Annotated in this window: 16 protein-coding genes, 2 tRNA genes and 2 rRNA genes; 1 reads left to right on the forward strand and 19 read right to left on the reverse strand. The window is 38.7% G+C overall.

Annotated features, from left to right (window positions below; translation table 11 throughout):
- The first annotated feature begins 7 nt into the window (after positions 1–7).
- A complete protein-coding gene (gene ilvA, locus ACFCT9_RS05640) occupies positions 8–1,276 on the forward strand; it encodes a threonine ammonia-lyase IlvA (RefSeq protein WP_412521447.1) in 1,269 nt (422 codons plus the stop codon).
- A 345-nt stretch (positions 1,277–1,621) separates the two neighbouring features.
- Here the strand turns inward: ilvA and ACFCT9_RS05645 are convergent.
- The 19 genes from ACFCT9_RS05645 to ACFCT9_RS05735 form a co-directional block, all read right to left on the reverse strand.
- Positions 1,622–4,545, reverse strand: a 23S ribosomal RNA gene (locus ACFCT9_RS05645).
- Positions 4,546–4,790: 245 nt separating this feature from the next.
- Positions 4,791–6,342 (reverse strand): 16S ribosomal RNA (locus tag ACFCT9_RS05650).
- Together the 16S and 23S rRNA genes with 2 tRNA genes alongside form the textbook arrangement of a ribosomal RNA operon.
- Before the next feature lie 123 nt (positions 6,343–6,465).
- Positions 6,466–6,539: transfer RNA gene (locus ACFCT9_RS05655), tRNA-Gly, on the reverse strand.
- 27 nt (positions 6,540–6,566) lie between these two features.
- Positions 6,567–6,649: transfer RNA gene (locus ACFCT9_RS05660), tRNA-Leu, on the reverse strand.
- Positions 6,650–6,926: 277 nt separating this feature from the next.
- The gene (locus ACFCT9_RS05665) at positions 6,927–7,379 is read right to left on the reverse strand and encodes a SprT family protein (RefSeq protein WP_412521625.1); all 453 of its coding nucleotides are present in this window, start codon (positions 7,377–7,379) and stop codon (positions 6,927–6,929) included.
- A 4-nt stretch (positions 7,380–7,383) separates the two neighbouring features.
- Positions 7,384–9,537, reverse strand: a complete 2,154-nt coding sequence (locus tag ACFCT9_RS05670; protein WP_412521448.1) for a Tex family protein — start codon at positions 9,535–9,537, stop codon at positions 7,384–7,386.
- Between the two features lie 115 nt (positions 9,538–9,652).
- Positions 9,653–10,423, reverse strand: coding sequence for an RNA polymerase sigma factor SigB (gene sigB, locus ACFCT9_RS05675; protein WP_412521449.1), 771 nt, complete (start codon positions 10,421–10,423; stop codon positions 9,653–9,655).
- Positions 10,398–10,877, reverse strand: coding sequence for an anti-sigma B factor RsbW (gene rsbW / locus ACFCT9_RS05680; protein WP_412521450.1), 480 nt, complete (start codon positions 10,875–10,877; stop codon positions 10,398–10,400). Before rsbW ends, sigB begins: the two co-directional genes overlap by 26 nt.
- A gap of 1 nt (position 10,878) precedes the next feature.
- Positions 10,879–11,205, reverse strand: a complete 327-nt coding sequence (locus ACFCT9_RS05685) for an anti-sigma factor antagonist (protein WP_105967039.1) — start codon at positions 11,203–11,205, stop codon at positions 10,879–10,881.
- A gap of 75 nt (positions 11,206–11,280) precedes the next feature.
- A complete protein-coding gene (locus ACFCT9_RS05690; RefSeq protein ID WP_412521451.1) occupies positions 11,281–12,282 on the reverse strand; it encodes a SpoIIE family protein phosphatase in 1,002 nt (333 codons plus the stop codon).
- 290 nt (positions 12,283–12,572) lie between these two features.
- Positions 12,573–12,923, reverse strand: a complete 351-nt coding sequence (locus ACFCT9_RS05695) for a type II toxin-antitoxin system PemK/MazF family toxin (protein ID WP_031262808.1) — start codon at positions 12,921–12,923, stop codon at positions 12,573–12,575.
- Positions 12,920–13,087, reverse strand: coding sequence for a type II toxin-antitoxin system antitoxin MazE (mazE, locus tag ACFCT9_RS05700; RefSeq protein ID WP_023016097.1), 168 nt, complete (start codon positions 13,085–13,087; stop codon positions 12,920–12,922). Before mazE ends, ACFCT9_RS05695 begins: the two co-directional genes overlap by 4 nt.
- An 80-nt stretch (positions 13,088–13,167) precedes the next feature.
- Entirely contained in the window at positions 13,168–14,322 is a 1,155-nt protein-coding gene (alr, locus tag ACFCT9_RS05705; RefSeq protein ID WP_412521452.1) for an alanine racemase, read from the reverse strand.
- Between the two features lie 79 nt (positions 14,323–14,401).
- Entirely contained in the window at positions 14,402–14,755 is a 354-nt protein-coding gene (acpS, locus tag ACFCT9_RS05710) for a holo-ACP synthase (protein WP_412521453.1), read from the reverse strand.
- Between the two features lies 1 nt (position 14,756).
- Complete coding sequence (locus tag ACFCT9_RS05715) at positions 14,757–15,254, reverse strand: PH domain-containing protein (protein WP_412521454.1); 498 nt, start codon at positions 15,252–15,254, stop codon at positions 14,757–14,759.
- On the reverse strand, positions 15,247–16,740 hold the full coding sequence (locus ACFCT9_RS05720) for a PH domain-containing protein (protein WP_412521455.1): 1,494 nt from the start codon (positions 16,738–16,740) through the stop codon (positions 15,247–15,249). Before ACFCT9_RS05720 ends, ACFCT9_RS05715 begins: the two co-directional genes overlap by 8 nt.
- On the reverse strand, positions 16,733–17,197 hold the full coding sequence (locus ACFCT9_RS05725; RefSeq protein WP_412521456.1) for a PH domain-containing protein: 465 nt from the start codon (positions 17,195–17,197) through the stop codon (positions 16,733–16,735). Before ACFCT9_RS05725 ends, ACFCT9_RS05720 begins: the two co-directional genes overlap by 8 nt.
- A 146-nt stretch (positions 17,198–17,343) precedes the next feature.
- Positions 17,344–18,852, reverse strand: a complete 1,509-nt coding sequence (cshA, locus tag ACFCT9_RS05730; protein ID WP_412521457.1) for a degradosome RNA helicase CshA — start codon at positions 18,850–18,852, stop codon at positions 17,344–17,346.
- Positions 18,853–19,174: 322 nt separating this feature from the next.
- Positions 19,175–20,539 (reverse strand): UDP-N-acetylmuramoyl-tripeptide--D-alanyl-D-alanine ligase, encoded by a 1,365-nt coding sequence (locus ACFCT9_RS05735; RefSeq protein ID WP_412521458.1) that lies wholly within the window; start codon positions 20,537–20,539, stop codon positions 19,175–19,177.

A 20,539-nucleotide genomic window follows, 5' to 3' on the forward strand; every position in this document is an offset into this window, starting at 1 on the left:
GAGCGAAATGACAGTACAAACTGCTGTATCAGCTAAAGATATAGATGAGGCTTTTTTATCATTACAGCCGATTGTCAAAGAAACGCCTTTAGAGAAAGATCACTATTTATCTTTAAAGTATGACTGTAATGTATATTTAAAAAGAGAAGATCTGCAATGGGTCCGTTCTTTTAAACTAAGAGGTGCGTATAACGCAATTCAAGCATTAAGTGAAAGTGAAAAAGCAAAAGGTATCACATGTGCGAGTGCCGGCAACCATGCACAAGGTGTGGCATTTACTGCACGACGATTAGGTTTAAAAGCAGTCATCTTTATGCCTGTAACAACTCCCCTACAAAAAATTAATCAAGTTAAATTCTTTGGCGGAGAGAATGTTGAAGTAATTTTAGTCGGTGATACATTTGATGATTGTTTAAAAGAGGCTCTAGAATATACTGAGAAACATGCGATGAACTTCATTGATCCGTTTGATAATGTCAACACGATTGCGGGTCAAGGTACTATCGCAGCTGAAATACTAAATGAAGCACAAGAAAGCAATATTGATGTAGATTATCTTTTTGCCGCAATTGGTGGCGGCGGATTAATTTCTGGTGTAGGAACTTATATGAAAGAGAAGTCTCCTCAAACAAAAGTTATTGGTGTTGAACCTAAGGGCGCTGCAAGTATGTATACTTCAGTGGTATTAGAACAACACAGAGTTAAACTTCCAGAAATTGATAAGTTCGTTGATGGTGCATCTGTAGCACAAGTCGGCAAAATCACATTTGAGATTGCGAAAAAAGTCGTTGATGATTATCTTCAAATCGACGAAGGTGCTGTGTGCTCTACAATTTTAGATATGTATTCTAAACAAGCCATTGTCGCAGAACCTGCTGGTGCTTTAAGCGTCTCAGCGCTCGAACAATATCGTGATCAAATCAAAGGCAAAACAGTAGTTTGTATTATCAGCGGTGGTAATAATGATATCAACCGTATGAAAGAAATCGAAGAACGCTCCCTATTATATGAAGAAATGAAACATTACTTCATTTTCAACTTCCCTCAACGTCCTGGTGCGTTAAGAGAGTTCGTAAACGAAGTATTAGGTCCAAATGATGATATTACTAAATTCGAGTACTTAAAAAAATCTTCTCAAAATACAGGTACAGTTATCATTGGTATCCAGTTAAATAATCATGATGACTTAACACGTTTAAAAGAAAAAGTACATGAATTTGACCCTTCTAATATCTATATCAATGAAAACAAAATGTTGTATTCTTTATTGATTTAATTCAGAAAGCAGGAGAACCTATCAATCGTCATGATTAAAAGGTTCCCCTGCTTTTTTCTTTATCTCTACTCCTTTATTAATACAGTTATCAATCCATCTATTATCAATTCATCTATTCATTACGTATATACAGACATGAAAAGCCTTAAAGTTACCACAATTTATATAGACAATCCTCTACATTTAACTGTTCTTGCTGCTCAAATACAATATCAAGGCATAAAAAAAAGACCTCAAACCTGAGATCTCAATGCGGCTCATCGCATCCAAAATATATAATATACGATTATACATTCAAAACTAGATAGTAAGTAAATTTCAATTTGACCAATCAAAACTTGAAATTTGATTAAGTCTTCGATCGATTAGTATTCGTCAGCTCCACATATCGCTATGCTTCCACCCCGAACCTATTAACCTCATCATCTTTGAGGGATCTTATAACCGAAGTTGGGAAATCTCATCTTGAGGGGGGCTTCATGCTTAGATGCTTTCAGCACTTATCCCGTCCATACATAGCTACCCAGCTATGCCGTTGGCACGACAACTGGTACACCAGAGGTATGTCCATCCCGGTCCTCTCGTACTAAGGACAGCTCCTCTCAAATTTCCTACGCCCACGACGGATAGGGACCGAACTGTCTCACGACGTTCTGAACCCAGCTCGCGTACCGCTTTAATGGGCGAACAGCCCAACCCTTGGGACCGACTACAGCCCCAGGATGCGATGAGCCGACATCGAGGTGCCAAACCTCCCCGTCGATGTGAACTCTTGGGGGAGATAAGCCTGTTATCCCCGGGGTAGCTTTTATCCGTTGAGCGATGGCCCTTCCATGCGGAACCACCGGATCACTAAGTCCGTCTTTCGACCCTGCTCGACTTGTAGGTCTCGCAGTCAAGCTCCCTTATGCCTTTACACTCTATGAATGATTTCCAACCATTCTGAGGGAACCTTTGAGCGCCTCCGTTACACTTTAGGAGGCGACCGCCCCAGTCAAACTGCCCGCCTGACACTGTCTCCCACCATGATCAATGGTGCGGGTTAGAAATCCAACACAGCTAGGGTAGTATCCCACCAGCGCCTCCACGTAAGCTAGCGCTCACGTTTCTAAGGCTCCTACCTATCCTGTACAAGCTGTGCCGAATTTCAATATCAGGCTACAGTAAAGCTCCACGGGGTCTTTCCGTCCTGTCGCGGGTAACCTGCATCTTCACAGGTACTATGATTTCACCGAGTCTCTCGTTGAGACAGTGCCCAAATCGTTACGCCTTTCGTGCGGGTCGGAACTTACCCGACAAGGAATTTCGCTACCTTAGGACCGTTATAGTTACGGCCGCCGTTTACTGGGGCTTCGATTCGTAGCTTCGCAGAAGCTAACCACTCCTCTTAACCTTCCAGCACCGGGCAGGCGTCAGCCCCTATACATCACCTTACGGTTTAGCAGAGACCTGTGTTTTTGATAAACAGTCGCTTGGGCCTATTCACTGCGGCTCTTCAGAGCGTGAACCCTAAAGAGCACCCCTTCTCCCGAAGTTACGGGGTCATTTTGCCGAGTTCCTTAACGAGAGTTCTCTCGCTCACCTTAGAATTCTCATCTTGACTACCTGTGTCGGTTTGCGGTACGGGCACCAGTTATCTAGCTAGAGGCTTTTCTCGACAGTGTGAAATCAACGACTCGAGGAAAACATGTTTCCTCTCCCCATCACAGCTCAACCTTAAGAATGGCGGATTTGCCTACCATTCAGTCTCACTGCTTAGACGTGCACTCCAACAGCACGCTTCGCCTATCCTACTGTGTCCCCCCATCGCTTAAAACGATAAATGGTGGTACAGGAATATCAACCTGTTATCCATCGCCTACGCCTGTCGGCCTCGGCTTAGGACCCGACTAACCCAGAGCGGACGAGCCTTCCTCTGGAAACCTTAGTCAATCGGTGGATGGGATTCTCACCCATCTTTCGCTACTCACACCGGCATTCTCACTTCTAAGCGCTCCACATGTCCTTGCGATCATGCTTCGACGCACTTAGAACGCTCTCCTACCATTGTCCTACGGACAATCCACAGCTTCGGTAATATGTTTAGCCCCGGTACATTTTCGGCGCAGTGTCACTCGACTAGTGAGCTATTACGCACTCTTTAAATGATGGCTGCTTCTAAGCCAACATCCTAGTTGTCTGGGCAATACCACATCCTTTGCCACTTAACATATATTTTGGGACCTTAGCTGGTGGTCTGGGCTGTTTCCCTTTCGAACATGGACCTTATCACCCACGTTCTGACTCCCAAGTTAAATTGATTGGCATTCGGAGTTTGTCTGAATTCGGTAACCCGAGAGGGGCCCCTCGTCCAAACAGTGCTCTACCTCCAACAATCATCACTTGAGGCTAGCCCTAAAGCTATTTCGGAGAGAACCAGCTATCTCCAGGTTCGATTGGAATTTCTCCGCTACCCTCAGTTCATCCGCTCACTTTTCAACGTAAGTCGGTTCGGTCCTCCATTCAGTGTTACCTGAACTTCAACCTGACCAAGGGTAGATCACCTGGTTTCGGGTCTACGACCAAATACTCAACGCCCTATTCAGACTCGCTTTCGCTGCGGCTCCACATTTGCTGCTTAACCTTGCATCAGATCGTAACTCGCCGGTTCATTCTACAAAAGGCACGCCATCACCCATTAACGGGCTCTGACTACTTGTAAGCACACGGTTTCAAGTTCTCTTTCACTCCCCTTCCGGGGTACTTTTCACCTTTCCCTCACGGTACTGGTTCACTATCGGTCACTAGAGAGTATTTAGCCTTGGGAGATGGTCCTCCCAGATTCCGACGGAATTTCACGTGCTCCGTCGTACTCAGGATCCACTCAAGAGAGAATAAACTTTCGACTACAGGACTTTTACCTTCTCTGGTTCAACTTTCCAGGTGATTCGTCTAATTTATTCCTTTGTAACTCCGTATAGAGTGTCCTACAACCCCAATGAGCAAGCTCATTGGTTTGGGCTCTTCCCGTTTCGCTCGCCGCTACTCAGGGAATCGATTTTTCTTTCTCTTCCTGCGGGTACTAAGATGTTTCAGTTCTCCGCGTCTGCCTTCTGACATGCTATGTATTCACATGTCGATAACACAACATAACTTGTGCTGGGTTCCCCCATTCGGAAATCTCTGGATCAACGCTTACTTACAGCTACCCAAAGCATATCGTCGTTAGTAACGTCCTTCATCGGCTTCTAGTGCCAAGGCATCCACCGTGCGCCCTTAATAACTTAATCACGTTATTAATATTGTGAGTAATCGCTTGCCATCGGCAATTGATTACTAGCGATTCATTTAAATGAATAAAGCTTTTAAAACTCTAATTCACTCGGTTTTGCTTGGTAAAATCTATTTTTTACTTACTTATCTAGTTTTCAATGTACAATCTTTGAATGTTTCAAATAAACATTCAAAACTGAATACAATATGTCACGTTATTCCGTTTCAGTTTCCTGCGAAACTGTTCCGAATATATCCTTAGAAAGGAGGTGATCCAGCCGCACCTTCCGATACGGCTACCTTGTTACGACTTCACCCCAATCATTTGTCCCACCTTCGACGGCTAGTTCCTAAAAGGTTACTCCACCGGCTTCGGGTGTTACAAACTCTCGTGGTGTGACGGGCGGTGTGTACAAGACCCGGGAACGTATTCACCGTAGCATGCTGATCTACGATTACTAGCGATTCCAGCTTCATGTAGTCGAGTTGCAGACTACAATCCGAACTGAGAACGGCTTTATGGGATTTGCTTGACCTCGCGGGTTCGCTGCCCTTTGTACCGTCCATTGTAGCACGTGTGTAGCCCAAATCATAAGGGGCATGATGATTTGACGTCATCCCCACCTTCCTCCGGTTTGTCACCGGCAGTCAACTTAGAGTGCCCAACTTAATGCTGGCAACTAAGCTTAAGGGTTGCGCTCGTTGCGGGACTTAACCCAACATCTCACGACACGAGCTGACGACAACCATGCACCACCTGTCACTTTGTCCCCCGAAGGGGAAAGCTCTATCTCTAGAGTTGTCAAAGGATGTCAAGATTTGGTAAGGTTCTTCGCGTTGCTTCGAATTAAACCACATGCTCCACCGCTTGTGCGGGTCCCCGTCAATTCCTTTGAGTTTCAGCCTTGCGGCCGTACTCCCCAGGCGGAGTGCTTAATGCGTTAGCTGCAGCACTAAGGGGCGGAAACCCCCTAACACTTAGCACTCATCGTTTACGGCGTGGACTACCAGGGTATCTAATCCTGTTTGATCCCCACGCTTTCGCACATCAGCGTCAGTTGCAGACCAGAAAGTCGCCTTCGCCACTGGTGTTCCTCCATATCTCTGCGCATTTCACCGCTACACATGGAATTCCACTTTCCTCTTCTGCACTCAAGTTTTCCAGTTTCCAATGACCCTCCACGGTTGAGCCGTGGGCTTTCACATCAGACTTAAAAAACCGCCTACGCGCGCTTTACGCCCAATAATTCCGGATAACGCTTGCCACCTACGTATTACCGCGGCTGCTGGCACGTAGTTAGCCGTGGCTTTCTGATTAGGTACCGTCAAGGGATGCACAGTTACTTACATCCTTGTTCTTCCCTAATAACAGAGTTTTACGATCCGAAGACCTTCATCACTCACGCGGCGTTGCTCCGTCAGGCTTTCGCCCATTGCGGAAGATTCCCTACTGCTGCCTCCCGTAGGAGTCTGGACCGTGTCTCAGTTCCAGTGTGGCCGATCACCCTCTCAGGTCGGCTACGTATCGTTGCCTTGGTAAGCCGTTACCTTACCAACTAGCTAATACGCCGCGGGTCCATCTATAAGTGACAGCAAAACCGTCTTTCATCATAAAACCATGCGGTTTTATGTGTTATCCGGTATTAGCCCCGGTTTCCCGGAGTTATCCCAGTCTTATAGGTAGGTTACCCACGTGTTACTCACCCGTCCGCCGCTAACGTCAAAGGAGCAAGCTCCTTATCTGTTCGCTCGACTTGCATGTATTAGGCACGCCGCCAGCGTTCATCCTGAGCCAGGATCAAACTCTCCATAATAATTTATGATGTTTGACTAGCTCATAAAAACTAATTGTTTTAAAACGTCTTAAGACGTTTGTTAATTTGGAATTAACGTTGACATATTGTCATTCAGTTTTCAATGTTCATTTAATGTTTCAATGGAGCGGGTGATGGGAATCGAACCCACAACATCAGCTTGGAAGGCTGAGGTTTTGCCATTAAACTACACCCGCATATATTCGCAATTAATGAAATGTTGATGCGGCCGAGAGGACTTGAACCTCCACGGGATCTCTCCCACTAGGCCCTCAACCTAGCGCGTCTGCCATTCCGCCACGACCGCTTGGCTTTGATTTCATTAATCATTTATTTTAACAACGTACTCTATTGTAACACTCTTGTAATCTCTTGTCAATAACTTTTTAAAAGTTTTTAACAAAGCGTTAAAGTTCGTTTCAAATATTTAATGTCGTTTTTTTAGGACATGAACTATCATATAACATATTGAGATTTGAGTCAACACTAAACATCATATTTCTTTAAATTTATTTAAAATCATCCTAAATGTTAAAAAAGACCGAGTTCCAAGGCATATTACCTTAGATACTCGGCATAGTATCTTAGAGCTTCTTTTGCAATTTTAATTTGCCATGACAATGACCACAGACCATCTTCCTTGTGTTCACTTTTCTAATACGCAAGAAAGATTTTTTGCACGTTTGACATTGATAGACATAGTTTGCCCGATCTTCATAACTTTTAACAGCACTGCAAAATCTAGGTGCACCTACTTTTTCACTTAGCGCTTTAAAATCTTTATCTTTGTGCTGGTAACCTCTTTTTTGGAGATGAAGATGATAGTGGCATAATTCATGTTTAATAATATCAATTATAGCCGCTTCTCCAAACAACTCAAATTGCTTTGGATTGATTTCAATATCATGCGACTGCAATAAATATCTGCCGCCTGTAGTCCTTAACCTCTTATTAAAATAAGCTTGATGTTTGAATTCCCATCCAAATGATTGTCTGGAAATGTCTTCAGTCAATTGCTGCAGCTTTTCATTGTTCATCCAATTATTTTTCATTTGGATTAATCATCGTCAATGACACTTTATTTTTCACTGTATCTGTATCTAACACCCAAACATCTACAATATCCCCTACATTAACGACATCCATTGGATTTTTCACAAAACGTTTCGCTAATTGAGAAATATGCACTAAGCCGTCTTGTTTTACACCTACGTCTACAAACGCACCAAAGTCTACAACATTTCTAACCGTACCGCTTAGTTTCATGCCTTTTGTTAAATCTTCTAATGACAATACATTAGATTTCAAAATAGGCGTTTCGTATTCGTCACGCGGATCTCGATTCGGCGCAATTAATGCCGCTACAATATCTTCTAATGTTGGTAAACCAACATTTAATTGTTCAGCTGACTGCTTTAAATCTAATTTATTTAATACTTCTTTAAGATGTGATGTTCCTAAGTCGTCTGCGCTTAGTCCTTGTTGCTCTAATAATTGATAGGCAATCGCATAACTTTCAGGGTGAATTGCTGTATTGTCTAAAGGTTCTTTGCCATTAACGATACGTAAGAAACCAATACTTTGTTCAAATGTTTTAGGCCCTAAACGTTTGACCTTAGCAATTTGTTTATGATGATTGATTACCCCATTTTCTTCACGGTAGTCGATAATATTTTGTGCGATTTGCGGTGACAGTCCAGAAACATGTTGTAATAGTGAACGTGAAGCTGTATTTACATCCACACCTACTTGGTTAACCGCAGTCTCTACTACGAAGTTCAATGCACTTTCTAATGCCTTTTGGTTAACATCATGTTGATATTGACCTACACCTATAGATTTCGGGTCAATTTTTACTAATTCACTTAATGGATCTTGTACACGACGTCCAATCGATACTGCACTTCTTTCTTCTACTTGGAAATCAGGGAATTCTGTTCTAGCAATTTCAGAAGCAGAATAAACAGAAGCCCCTGCCTCGTTTACAATGATAAATTGTACATCGAGCTGATGTTTTTGAATTAATTCCGCTACAAACTGTTCTGTTTCACGACTTGCCGTACCATTACCAATTGCTACTAACTTCACATCATAATCCTTGATGAATTGTAAGAATATTTTTTCCGCCTGAGCTGTTTTAGAAACTGGAGGATGCGGATACATCACACCTTTAGCAATAAACGTTCCATATGGATTTATAACTGCTAACTTACATCCAGTTCTAAATGCAGGGTCCACACCTAAAATTTGTTTTCCTTTTAACGGCGGTTGTAAAAGTAAATGCTTTAAATTTACACTGAAGACATCAATCGCATGATTTTCAGCTTTTGTTGTCAAATCAATGCGAATTTCTCGTTCAATGGACGGCATAATCAAACGTTTCATACTATCTTGGATGGCTGCCTCAATGAATTTTGTCCCTTCATGTTGGCCCTTGATTTCTTGACGTGAAATTTCACGTTCTAAAGCATCCGTATCCATTTCAATTTTTACAGATAGTACTTTTTCTTTTTCCCCGCGGTTCATTGCTAGGATTCTGTGATTCGCTACTTTCTGAATCGGTTCAGAAAAGTCATAGTACATTTCATAAGTTTTCGTTTCATCTTCAGCTTTTTTCTTTTTCGTACTTGTAATCAAACCGCGTTTTTGCGTTTGCGTTAATATTTTATTTCTATATTTAGGATTGTCTGACACCCATTCAGCTATGATATCTTGTGCCCCAGCTAAAGCCTCTGCTGCTGAAGCTACTTCTTCATTGCTAAATGATTCCGCATATTTTTCAGGTGATTGATTGATACTTTTTTGCATCAACCATTTTGCTAAAGGTTCTAAACCTTTTCGTTTAGCTTCTGTTGCACGTGTTTTTTTCTTTTGCTTAAATGGTCTGTATAAATCTTCAACACGCTGCAATTTAGTTTGTTTTAAAATATCATCTTTCAACTGTGCATCGAGTAATCCTTGTTGTTCGATATTATGTAAAACTTCTTCTTTTCGTTTTTGAAGTTGTTCCATATAGTGATATTCATCAGCAATTTTTTTGATTTCTACTTCATCTAAACCGCCTGTACGTTCTTTACGATAACGTGCGATAAATGGAACAGTATTGTTTTCTTCTAATAAAGCGAGAACTTCTGTAATTTGTTTCTTTGAAAAATGATGTTGTTTTTCAATTGAGTTGATTAATTCGTTATTCAATGTTTGCACCTCAAATTCATAATCTGTAACTATCATATCATAAGGATAGAAAGGGCTGAAATACACCTCATGTATCTCAGCCCTTTCTATAGATTGTATTTCTTTATATTTATTATTACTTTTTAGCTGCTTTTTGCAATTTTTTAATTGCATTACGTTGCAATCGTGAGACATGCATTTGACTTAAGCCGATGCGTTCGCCTGTTTCTTTTTGGCTTAGTCCCTCAATAAATGTACATTGAATAATTTCACGTTCACGATCAGATAAAATTGGTAAGATTCTTTCTAATATCATGCGTTTTTCAGTTAAATCATAACCGTCTTCTTGATCTCCCATAATATCAAGCAAAGTAACTGTTGAACCGTCTTTATCTGCCTCAATGGAATGGTCTACGCTTAACGCGTTATAACTTTGTCCCATCTCCATCGCTTCTAATACTTCTTCTTCTGTAACTTCTAATCTATCTGCAATTTCGGCAATGGATGGCGAACGTTCAAGTTCATTAGTCAGTTCATCTGTGGTTTTTTTAATTCTCGGCCCGATTTCTTTGATTCTTCTTGGAACATGAACGCTCCAAGTCTTATCTCTTAAGTATCTTTTGATTTCACCAATTACCGTAGGCACCAAGAAGGCTTCAAACTTTCGGCCATAATTAATATCAAATCGATTTATCGCACCAATAAGTCCTACCATTCCTACTTGAACCAAGTCTTCATGGTGTGATTGTCCCTTTGAATACTTGAAAGCTAAAGATTCAATCAATTTTTGATAATGTCTGACAAGCTTATCTTGGGCACTGGTATTTTCTTCATTCTGATGTTGTCTGATCCATTCGTTGATTTGTTGTGGTGAAATATCGTTAATTGATTTCGACTCTTTCGCCATTATTGTGCACCTGCTCTTTTTTTATATACTTGATCATACTTATCGTTACACCATTGTCTTTGTTTACTTTAACTTCATCCATCAATGACTCAATTAAGAATAAACCTAATCCGCCTTCTCTTAAGAAATCAATGTTTTCATTTTCTTTATATGGTCCAAGTTCTTTTTTCTTTTCTTCGTAATCAAAGCTCTTACCTTGGTCAGAAATGACAACTCTGATTTTATCTTCATAAATTTCAAAACATAAATAAATAGATGTATCGATTTCTTCTTCTTTGTATGCATGTTTAACTGCGTTTGTCACTGCTTCACTTACCGCAATTTTAGCATCTTCTATATCTTCATATGAAGCACCTGCACGTGAAAACACGCCCGATAACGTTAATCGAATTAAACTGACATATTCAGCTTCTGCCGGCAGCTTCATTTCAATTATATTCCGCTTCGCTTCCATGTCATTCTACCTCCGATCCTTCATTTACGTGCATCAAGTCGCTTAAACCTGTAATTTCAAATAAACGGCTGATACGCTCTGAAGCGCCGATAATATATAATTCTTTATCATTTTGATTTAATGCTTTTAATGTTCCGACAAATAAGCCGAGTCCAGTTGAATCCATATAGCTAACATTCGTTAAGTTAACATAAACGTCATGTGTACCTTCTTGTTTAATTGGTGTTAAAACTTGCTCCAATTCAGGTACAGTATAAACGTCTAGTTCCCCTCCGACTTTAATTTCATAATACCCATCGTGTTTTTGTGTCTCTATATTCAAGTTCATTCAGTGATACACTCCAGTCTGTTCATATTTCAAACACTAGTTTACCCAATTTTATTAAAGGTTAACCATTTTTATTTAATTTACGCGTTTAATAATTAAGATTGTTAAGTCATCTCGCTTGCCTGACTTCTGAATGCCAAGTAAATCTTCATACAATAACTGTACGATATCTTGCGGATGCAGATCTTTATACTTATGAATAAAGTCTAGTAAATAATCCGTCTCAATAAACTTACCGTTTTCATCTCTGATTTCAGTAACACCATCTGTAAAGATAATAATTAAATCATCTAAATGAATAGGAATTTCCTGTTGCATGTAGCGTTCTAATTGTTTAACACCTAGTACACGTCCTTTAACAGAGATTTCTTCAAACTTATCTTCTGCAGCTCTGAAAATATAACCTGGTTCATGACCAGCTGAACTACAATATAATAAATGATTCATCTCTTCGTACAAGCCATAAAACATCGTCACAAACATATCTTGATTGACGTTTTTCTCTACTACACGATTCAGACGCTTTAAACCATCACTTGGTAGTTGTGAATGGCCATAAGAATCCATGCCGAATTTAATCATACTCATCGCAAGTGCTGCAGGAATACCTTTGCCGATGACATCTGCGACCGCAAAGCTCATCGTCCCATCTTTATGATCAATTAAGTTGAAATAGTCTCCGCTTACTTTTTGAGCTGCCACTGAAATCACCCCAATTTGAATACTATCGAATTGCGGTATCTCTGTTTGCAGCATCGTTTGTTGTAAACGTGAAGCTAAATCCATTTCTTTATCATGATAATACAGTCTATCAACCATTTCTTGATAATCTTGATAACTATATCCAAATATACTTGCGATGATTTTCAATAATTCAAATGTCGCAAAGACTTGTTCTTTAGTTAAGTCCATCTGTTTTGCACATTCTCTGTGTATATCTAATACATCTTCTGCATGGATGTTTTTTTCTAAAATTTCTTGGCCAAAGCCTTCAAATTGCTTAATTACAGTTTCCTTATTATAGGACTCTACATAAGACTTCATTAATTGCATGTATCTTTTTTTGAAATTTTCCAATTGCGTTGTCCCTCTCTTTACACCAGTTTTGCTGTTTACCCAGTAACCACACATACTTATTAAATTCATGTTTGATGAAATAAAAAGAGGTTAAACGTCACATTTCAGCATCATAGTAAAATGCTGTATCACACTATGATTAAAATCGAGCAATAAGCAAAATTGCTAAGCAGGCTGAAAATGTTGCTTCACCTTTTTTAAATCGTTCATTTGAATGAACTGGATTGTTCAGCATAAACTGATACAACCGCTTCTCATTTAGTTGTGTACGCAAGCTTTGAAATCGGTTCCTAATTCTTATGTGTCAAGCCTAAACTGATTCCAATTGCGTTATCAATTTCTTTCATCTTTTCATCTGAAAGATAAGTCAACTTCTCTTTCAAACGTTTTTTATCAACAGTTCTAATCTGTTCAAGTAGTATAACAGAATCTTTGTCCAATTTATATTTACTTTTTTCAATTTCAACATGTGTTGGAATTTTCGCCTTGTTAATACGCCCAGTAATCGCGGCTACAATTACTGTCGGACTGTACTTATTGCCAGTGTCATTTTGTATAATTACAACAGGTCTAACTCCCCCTTGTTCAGAACCTTGCACTGGTGATAAATCAGCTAAATATACATCGCCTCTCCTCATCATTCATCCTTATCAAATGTGAGATAAGATTCGTTGCAATCACAGGCTTCACATTCTACTGAAAATGCCTCCGTTGCTAGGGAGAGATTCAAATCAGCCATTTGTGAATAGCCTTCTTTTAATGACTGTTCCAAACTATAGCTTCTATTCTGATTAAACGTTGACATAAGTAAGACCTCCAAGAAATAAAGAACTTCTAAACTAATATTCAAATTAATCATAACAAATTTCAAAATTCATGACCATACTATTTTTGTAATTCGTTGACAATATCAAATACTTTTTCTGGTTCATAGATTCTCGGCACACGTCGGCTAATTCGACATAACACCTCATAGTTGATAGTTTGTTGTTGATGCGCCAACGCAGTTAAAGATTCAGGGCCTTGATGTTCACGGTTTAATAATGTCGCTGTATCTCCAACTTCAAATGTTTCATCTTCAGGTAATACCACCATCATTTGATCCATACAAACGCGACCGACAATTTCACAATGATGACCTCTGATGTTTACGGTTGCGCCTTGCATCATACGTGGGAATCCATCAGCATAACCTACACCTAAAATAGCGATTTTTAATTCGTGATCAGCAGTGAAAGTAGAACCATAACTTACGGTATCTCCTAAGTTTAAACGTTTGATTTCCATAATTTCAGTTGCCCAGTACGCACAAGGATAGAGTACAGTATCCGTTACTTCTTCTACATATTCAGATGGATAATAACCATATAAAGAAATACCGGTACGTACCATATTGCAAATAGGTGCTTCATGTAGAATTGTACCTGCTGAATTTTGCGCATGAACATATGGTGGATGCGGTAAGGAGTTTACCAATTCTTCAAACACTTGATATTGTTCATGTGTGTGTGGTGAATCTTCGTCTGCTTGCGCAAAGTGTGTGAATACGCCTTCGAATATTAAATGATCATGTTGTTGGATCGTTTCAACGATGTTTTGATAATCCTCAAGTGATTTCACACCTAAACGTCCCATACCCGTATCGATTTTGACATGCAGCCATAAATCTTTGGTATTCTCAGGTTCAATATGATCTAATACAGCTTCCAACCATTGGTAAGAAGGTACGGTTAAAGCAACACGATGCTGTATTGCTTTGTTAATATCATTAGGCATGACGACACCTAATATTAAAATTTTGGCATCTATCCCATGCATGCGCAGTTCAATAGCTTCATCCAGCGTAGCGACCGCAAAGAATTCTGCACCATGTTCTTCGAGATAATGTGCGACTTTCACACTGCCAGTTCCATATGCATTTGCTTTAATGACAGGCATTACTGTTTTGTTTGGTTGTAGTTCTCCTAGTACTTGGTAGTTTTTTAAAATTGCTTCTAAGTCTACCTTTAAATACGTAGGGCGATAAAATTTATCCGCCATACCGTCATCTCCTTTAACCAAGTAAAATGTATTACTACTATAATACTTTCTGACTGGTTTTATCAATACTCAATTCAGACTATATTTTTTCTAGCAACACTTGGCTTGTCGCATAATTTTTCGTATGTGAGATACTGACATGCACTTTAAATCCTTCAAAATGAATATAAGGTCGTCCAAGTTCATCATTTTTACAATTAATATCTTGAAAACTGATGCGTTTGCCAATGCCAGTTCCTAATGCTTTACTAAATGCCTCTTTACAGGCAAAGCGCCCAGCTAAAAATTCAGCTTTGCGTTGCGGATGTGAAAACGAATCGAATTTTTCTAACTCTTCTTGACTTAACACCTTTTCAGGAAATCTCTGTTGGCGTTCTATCATGGTTTTAATTCGATCGATTTCAATCAAATCTATACCTATACCATAAATCAATCTATTCACCTGCTTCTTCTTCAATCAATTCATCTGATTCGTTTATATGTTTAATATCATACATGATACGCTGTGCAGTTGTCCTATCAATTAACAAAATCTCACTATCTCCCCCAGCAGTCGATAGTGTCAATGTTGCTAATTGCCATTTACGCATCAACCAACCTTCATTAATATCTATATTTTGAATTCTAAACAAAGGAATATGTTTCATGCTGACAAAAATCATACCCTCTTGAACAATAATTTGTTTTGTTTCCAACAAATAACCATGTTGTTTATTCTTCAACCACGGATTAAGCAGACAAGTCCATATAAAGACAAATAATACAAGTATAACCGCAACCAAAATAATCCATTTCAATGCATCTTTAGTTAATAGGTGCAACCACAGATATTCAGCCGTAATTAATACCGAAAACACTAAAACAATCAGTCCTGTTTGAATTAAACCTGAAATAAACAACACTTTCTTTCCATCTTGAGCCATTCTATTCATCGTTGTCCTCCTTTACATACCATTGTTTTAGTTGTTCAGCAGCATCATTATTAATAAAGCGCAAACCGATATCTATTTGACCTTGCCCTTTTGCAGCTGAAAATGAGAAATCAGCTAAGCCGACACGTTTCATAAACCAATTCTGTGATTTTTCAAACCCGATCAACTTATCTCTTTTCGCATAATAATAACGCGTTCTCGTTAATTGAGTTTTCTTAACAGTTAATGTAGAAGAATCTGTTTTAAAGCCTGAATAATGTACAGTCATAAAACTATGCACTAATACTAACAGACTTGCGACAATTGCTAATAACATATACCACCATGACCAAAAGTACGTACAAATCACACCTGCGATTAAAAATAGACCGATTCCAATTTGTGCATGACGCCGTATACCGCCTATCGGCAATCCGGGTTCTACGGTTTCAAATTGAATAGAAGGCACTAACTGCTCAACGATTTGATAGGCTTTCTTACGTTTTATAAACGGTAAAATCATAATATCACCTGAAGCTGTTGTAGTGCTATCAGTCTTTTCCGCATCACTCGTAATAATAAAGTAAATAGAAGTATAACCGATAAATCGACGTATAAATGATTGTTTTTCTACTACCGCTTGAATTCGGCGTGTTGCCACATTTACCGTTTTTACATTCAACAAGCCATATTTCACATGCAGTTGTTCATTTTTCTCACTCAAGGTATAACCGTAATACCTTACAAATTCTATGATGACACCAATAATATACGCTAATAGCAAAGCTAAAATGATCATACCTGACACCACTACATACGCAGCTTCGGCAATCCAATCAAACTGATGGAATACTTGATCCCACGGAATAATTTCTTGGAAACTTCCTAATAATGGTGCTAAAGTCACTAACGCAATCCCTATAGACCCGCTAGACAAAGCCATAAAAATTAACTCTTTCAGTGAAAGTTTAAAAATGTGTTCAGGCTTGTCTGTTGCCGAGTCATGAGAAACTTGCTGTTCCTCATCAATAGGTCCATGAGATGATTCACCTTTATAATCTTTTGATGTTTGTTCTGATCTGATGGCTTGTTCTATCAAATTGAATTGATGCTTAGACACTATTTGCAACGTTATGCCATCACTTGGTGTTTTTATTTCCATAATTACTCCGCCAAAGATTCGATTAACAATATCTTGTGAGGAATCAAATGCTTGGATTCTTTGAATATCCAGTTCTTTTCGCTTTTTATTAAACACGCCTTTGGTCACGACAAAATGATGACCTTCTATCCAATAACGTGTGGAGTAAACTTCTAACGCATTAAAAACAAATGAAATCAGGAATAATAAGACTAAAATAGCCGGCCAAATATAAGATGTTAAATCTGTGTATTCAAAATTATTGATATTAATAAAAAAGATAATGATAACGACGATATTTTGCTTAATCGTGGTAATCAATCCTGTGAGATAAGACAACGGGTGTAATCTTTGCGGATTATACATCTGCATCTACCTCCTCAAGTTGGCGCATACATACGGATTCTATGGTCACCGCATCACCTTCTGTCAATAGTGGTAATGTGACGACATGACCAGCAGTAACAATGGAAAGTTTATAAAGTTTAAACCCTAATAAAATCGGTCCGCTTTCTCTTTCTACAAATTGTATTCTGTTGTATTTAAGTACTTGTTGCTTCTGAAAGAAAAATCGCGTTTCATTTGATAAATATTGTTCCTGCAAACTATAAAAGCGATATTTCCATAAAATCCAAGGATAGATGATTTTGTATAGAAAACTCATGGCCAATAATATGATAAGTATATTTAATACCCAAGGTGACCACTTAAAGTGATGATACAAGAATACTAAACCGCTAAATATCAAGACCTCCACTAAAAATCCAATGAAGTAACGGACATAATAGTATCCTACTGCACGTCGCGGGCTTTGTTTAGACATCAGTGAACTTCGCACCTTTCTATGTATTTTTGCTATCAGTCATATTTTAACAATGATTAACATTATTTTGTTAAATTTTTATAAATTTCTATAAAGAGAAAACCGCTTCGAATAGTTTCGAAACGGTTTATCATCATTGTATATTCTTATTTTTGCATGTCTGCGAAAGTGCGGCCTTTAATTGGTTTTTTATGATCTTTTTTGTCGTGTTTTTGTTTTTTACCATTAAATTTGCCTTTACCGCGACGGTTTTTATTATCAAACTTGTTGTTTGAACGTTTATTTGAAGGTTTTCCTCCACGACGAGGACCTTTTGTATTATGACGACCTTTACGTGCAAGTGGTTTTTCGAAAGTTAATTGAACTTCTACTTCGTCATTTGATTCCACTAATTCTTGTAATAATGCTGATACTAATTCTACATCGTCATACTCATTTAATAATTGAGATGAAATGTTTTGCAGACGTTCTGAATGTTCTTGTGCCATCCATTTTTCTACTTTTTCTTTAATATCATTTTCACGCGCGCGTAATACTTCTTTACGGTGTGGTGGTCTTAACGCTTTCATGCGTCGGTTATTTGTATCTTCGATTTGACGGATATAATCCATTTCAATTGGGTTTACAAATGTAACCGCGATACCTTTTTTACCAGCACGGCCAGTACGACCAATACGGTGTGTATAGCTTTCAGTATCTTGAGGAATATCGAAGTTGTATACATGGCTGACACCTGAAATATCTAAACCACGTGCTGCAACGTCTGTCGCAACTAAAATATCGATTTGATCATTTTTAAATTTCTTCAAGACTTCTAAACGTTTTGCTTGTGTAATATCACCATGTAAACCTTCAGCTTTGTAGCCTTTTGAAATTAATGCGCTTGTTAATTCGTCTACACGACGTTTTGTACGACCGAAGACAATTGCGAGTTCTGGTTGGTGGACATCTAAGAAGTTGGTAAATGTTTCGAATTTCTCTAATTCTTTAACGATTGTGTAGTATTCATCAATTTGCGGATCTGACATTTCGTTATTCATTGTTTTAACGATTTTAGGGTCTTTCATAAATTGTTGAACTAAAGCTTGGATGGCTTTAGGCATTGTTGCTGAGAACAACAGTGTTTGACGATTTTCTGATGGAATTTGGTCCATAATGAATCTCATATCGTCGATAAAGCCCATGTTCATCATTTCATCCGCTTCATCAATAATTAATGTGTGGATATCATTTGTTTTAAGTGTACGACGGTTCAAATGGTCAATGACACGCCCTGGTGTACCTACCACAATTTGTGGTCCTTTTTTCAACGCTTTAATTTGGCGTCCAATCGGCATACCGCCGAAAACTGTTACGACTTGTACGCGTTGGCCGCGACTGAATGCACGTAATTGTTCCGCAACTTGCATCGCAAGTTCACGAGTAGGTGCTAAAATCAGTGCTTGTACGCCTTCTTTTCCGACAACTTTCTCAATTAACGGAATCCCAAACGCTCCTGTTTTACCTGTACCTGTTTGCGCTTGTCCTAAAATATCTAATCCGTGCAGTGCAAACGGAATACTGTCATTTTGTATAGGAGTCGGTTCTTCGAAGCCCATATTAGCAAGCGTTTCAGCAGTTTGTTCTGAAACACCTAAGTCTTTAAATTTTTGCAAAATAATTCTCCTTTATATATGGTCGAGACGACTTTGATGAATTTGTGCTCTCTTCAATTCAGTAGATATACATCATCTATAAGTTTCATTTTCATCTAAAAATGATAAAAAATGAGCGGTTAATCCTTTAACAATTATTCTGTATGGATACAGAACTAATGAGCACCCGCCCCCACCTTGTCTTTAATTTTTCATCAACTTCTATATAGTACCACCTTGTGCCTATTATAGCAATCATGCAATTCTCACTAGAATATGAAAAAGTCAGTAAGATGATAGGATTTCTCATAATAAGAAATTTCATCATCTCGCTGACTTTTAATTAATGTTGTTTTAAAAGTGCTTGTGCGACTTCTTCTAAAGCCATACCTCTTGAACCTTTAATCAACACATTATCTTTTGGTTGGACGTGTGTTAGTGTATATTCAATTAATTGCGCTTTATCATCAAAATGTTGAGCTGTTTCCACATTTGTTTTACCAGCTTGATGAATATGTGCTGCCTCTTGTCCATAAGTTAATAAATAATCGATTCCTTTACCTTCTAAATATTCACCAACTGAAGCATGCATCTCAGCACTGTTTTCTCCTAATTCAAGAACATCTGCCAAAATTAGAATTTTATGTCCATCCATCGCTGAAAGTGTATCAATTGCTGCTTTCATACTTGTCGGACTCGCATTATAAGCATCGTTTATCACTGCAACATCTTGCTTAGAGTGATGCAATTCCATACGCATTTGCGTTAATTGTACTTTAGCAATATTAGCTTTGATTGTTTCATAATCAAGTCCTAATAATTTGCCCACTGTAATCGCAATCGCCGCATTGCGCATATTATGAATACCTAAAATAGGAATTTGATATTGTTCATGACCATTAATGCTGAACGCAATACCTAAAGCATCATGTTGTTCAACATGGCAGACCACTTCATTGCTAGATTCTATACCGATGCTGATTGCCTGATGATTTTCAAGCGTTTGCACGTGCGGTACAAGTAGCGGTTCGTCACCATCATATAACAGTACGCCATTTTCTTTTAATCCTGCGACAATTTCAAATTTTGCACGTGCAATCCCTTCTCTAGAACCTAAGTCTTGCATGTGTGATTCTCCGATATTGGTAATGACCGCAATATCTGGTTGAGCAATTTCTGACAAGAGTTCAATTTGATGGAAACCTGACATACCCATTTCCAAAATAGAAATTTCAGTGTCTTCATCAAGTTCTAAAATCGTTAACGGCATACCGATTTCATTATTATAATTCCCTTGTGTTTTCTTCACTTTGAAATTCGGTTTTAAGACACTTTCAATCATATCTTTTGTAGTTGTCTTACCATTAGAGCCTGTTACCGCAACCACTTTCGGCTGTACGTGCTGCAAGTAAGCTTTCGCAAGTTCTTGCAAGGCTAATAATGTATCATCAACCCAAATCACAGGCCCTTTGACAGGCTCCTCTGGTTTGACATCATTTTGGTAAAAGACAGCACCTGCACCATCTTCTAATGCTTGTTGTACGAATCGATGTCCGTCTGTGTTTTCACCTTTAAACGGGACAAACAAATTGCCTTTATCAATTTTTCTTGAATCAATTGAGACACCTTTAATCGTATGATCTAAATAATTGTCATCAATGTCACAAGGAATCCAATCTTTAATTTGTTTTAAAGTTACTTCTATCAT

The organism is Staphylococcus simulans (assembly GCF_047037175.1).
GTDB classification, from domain to species: Bacteria; Bacillota; Bacilli; order Staphylococcales; family Staphylococcaceae; genus Staphylococcus; species Staphylococcus simulans_C.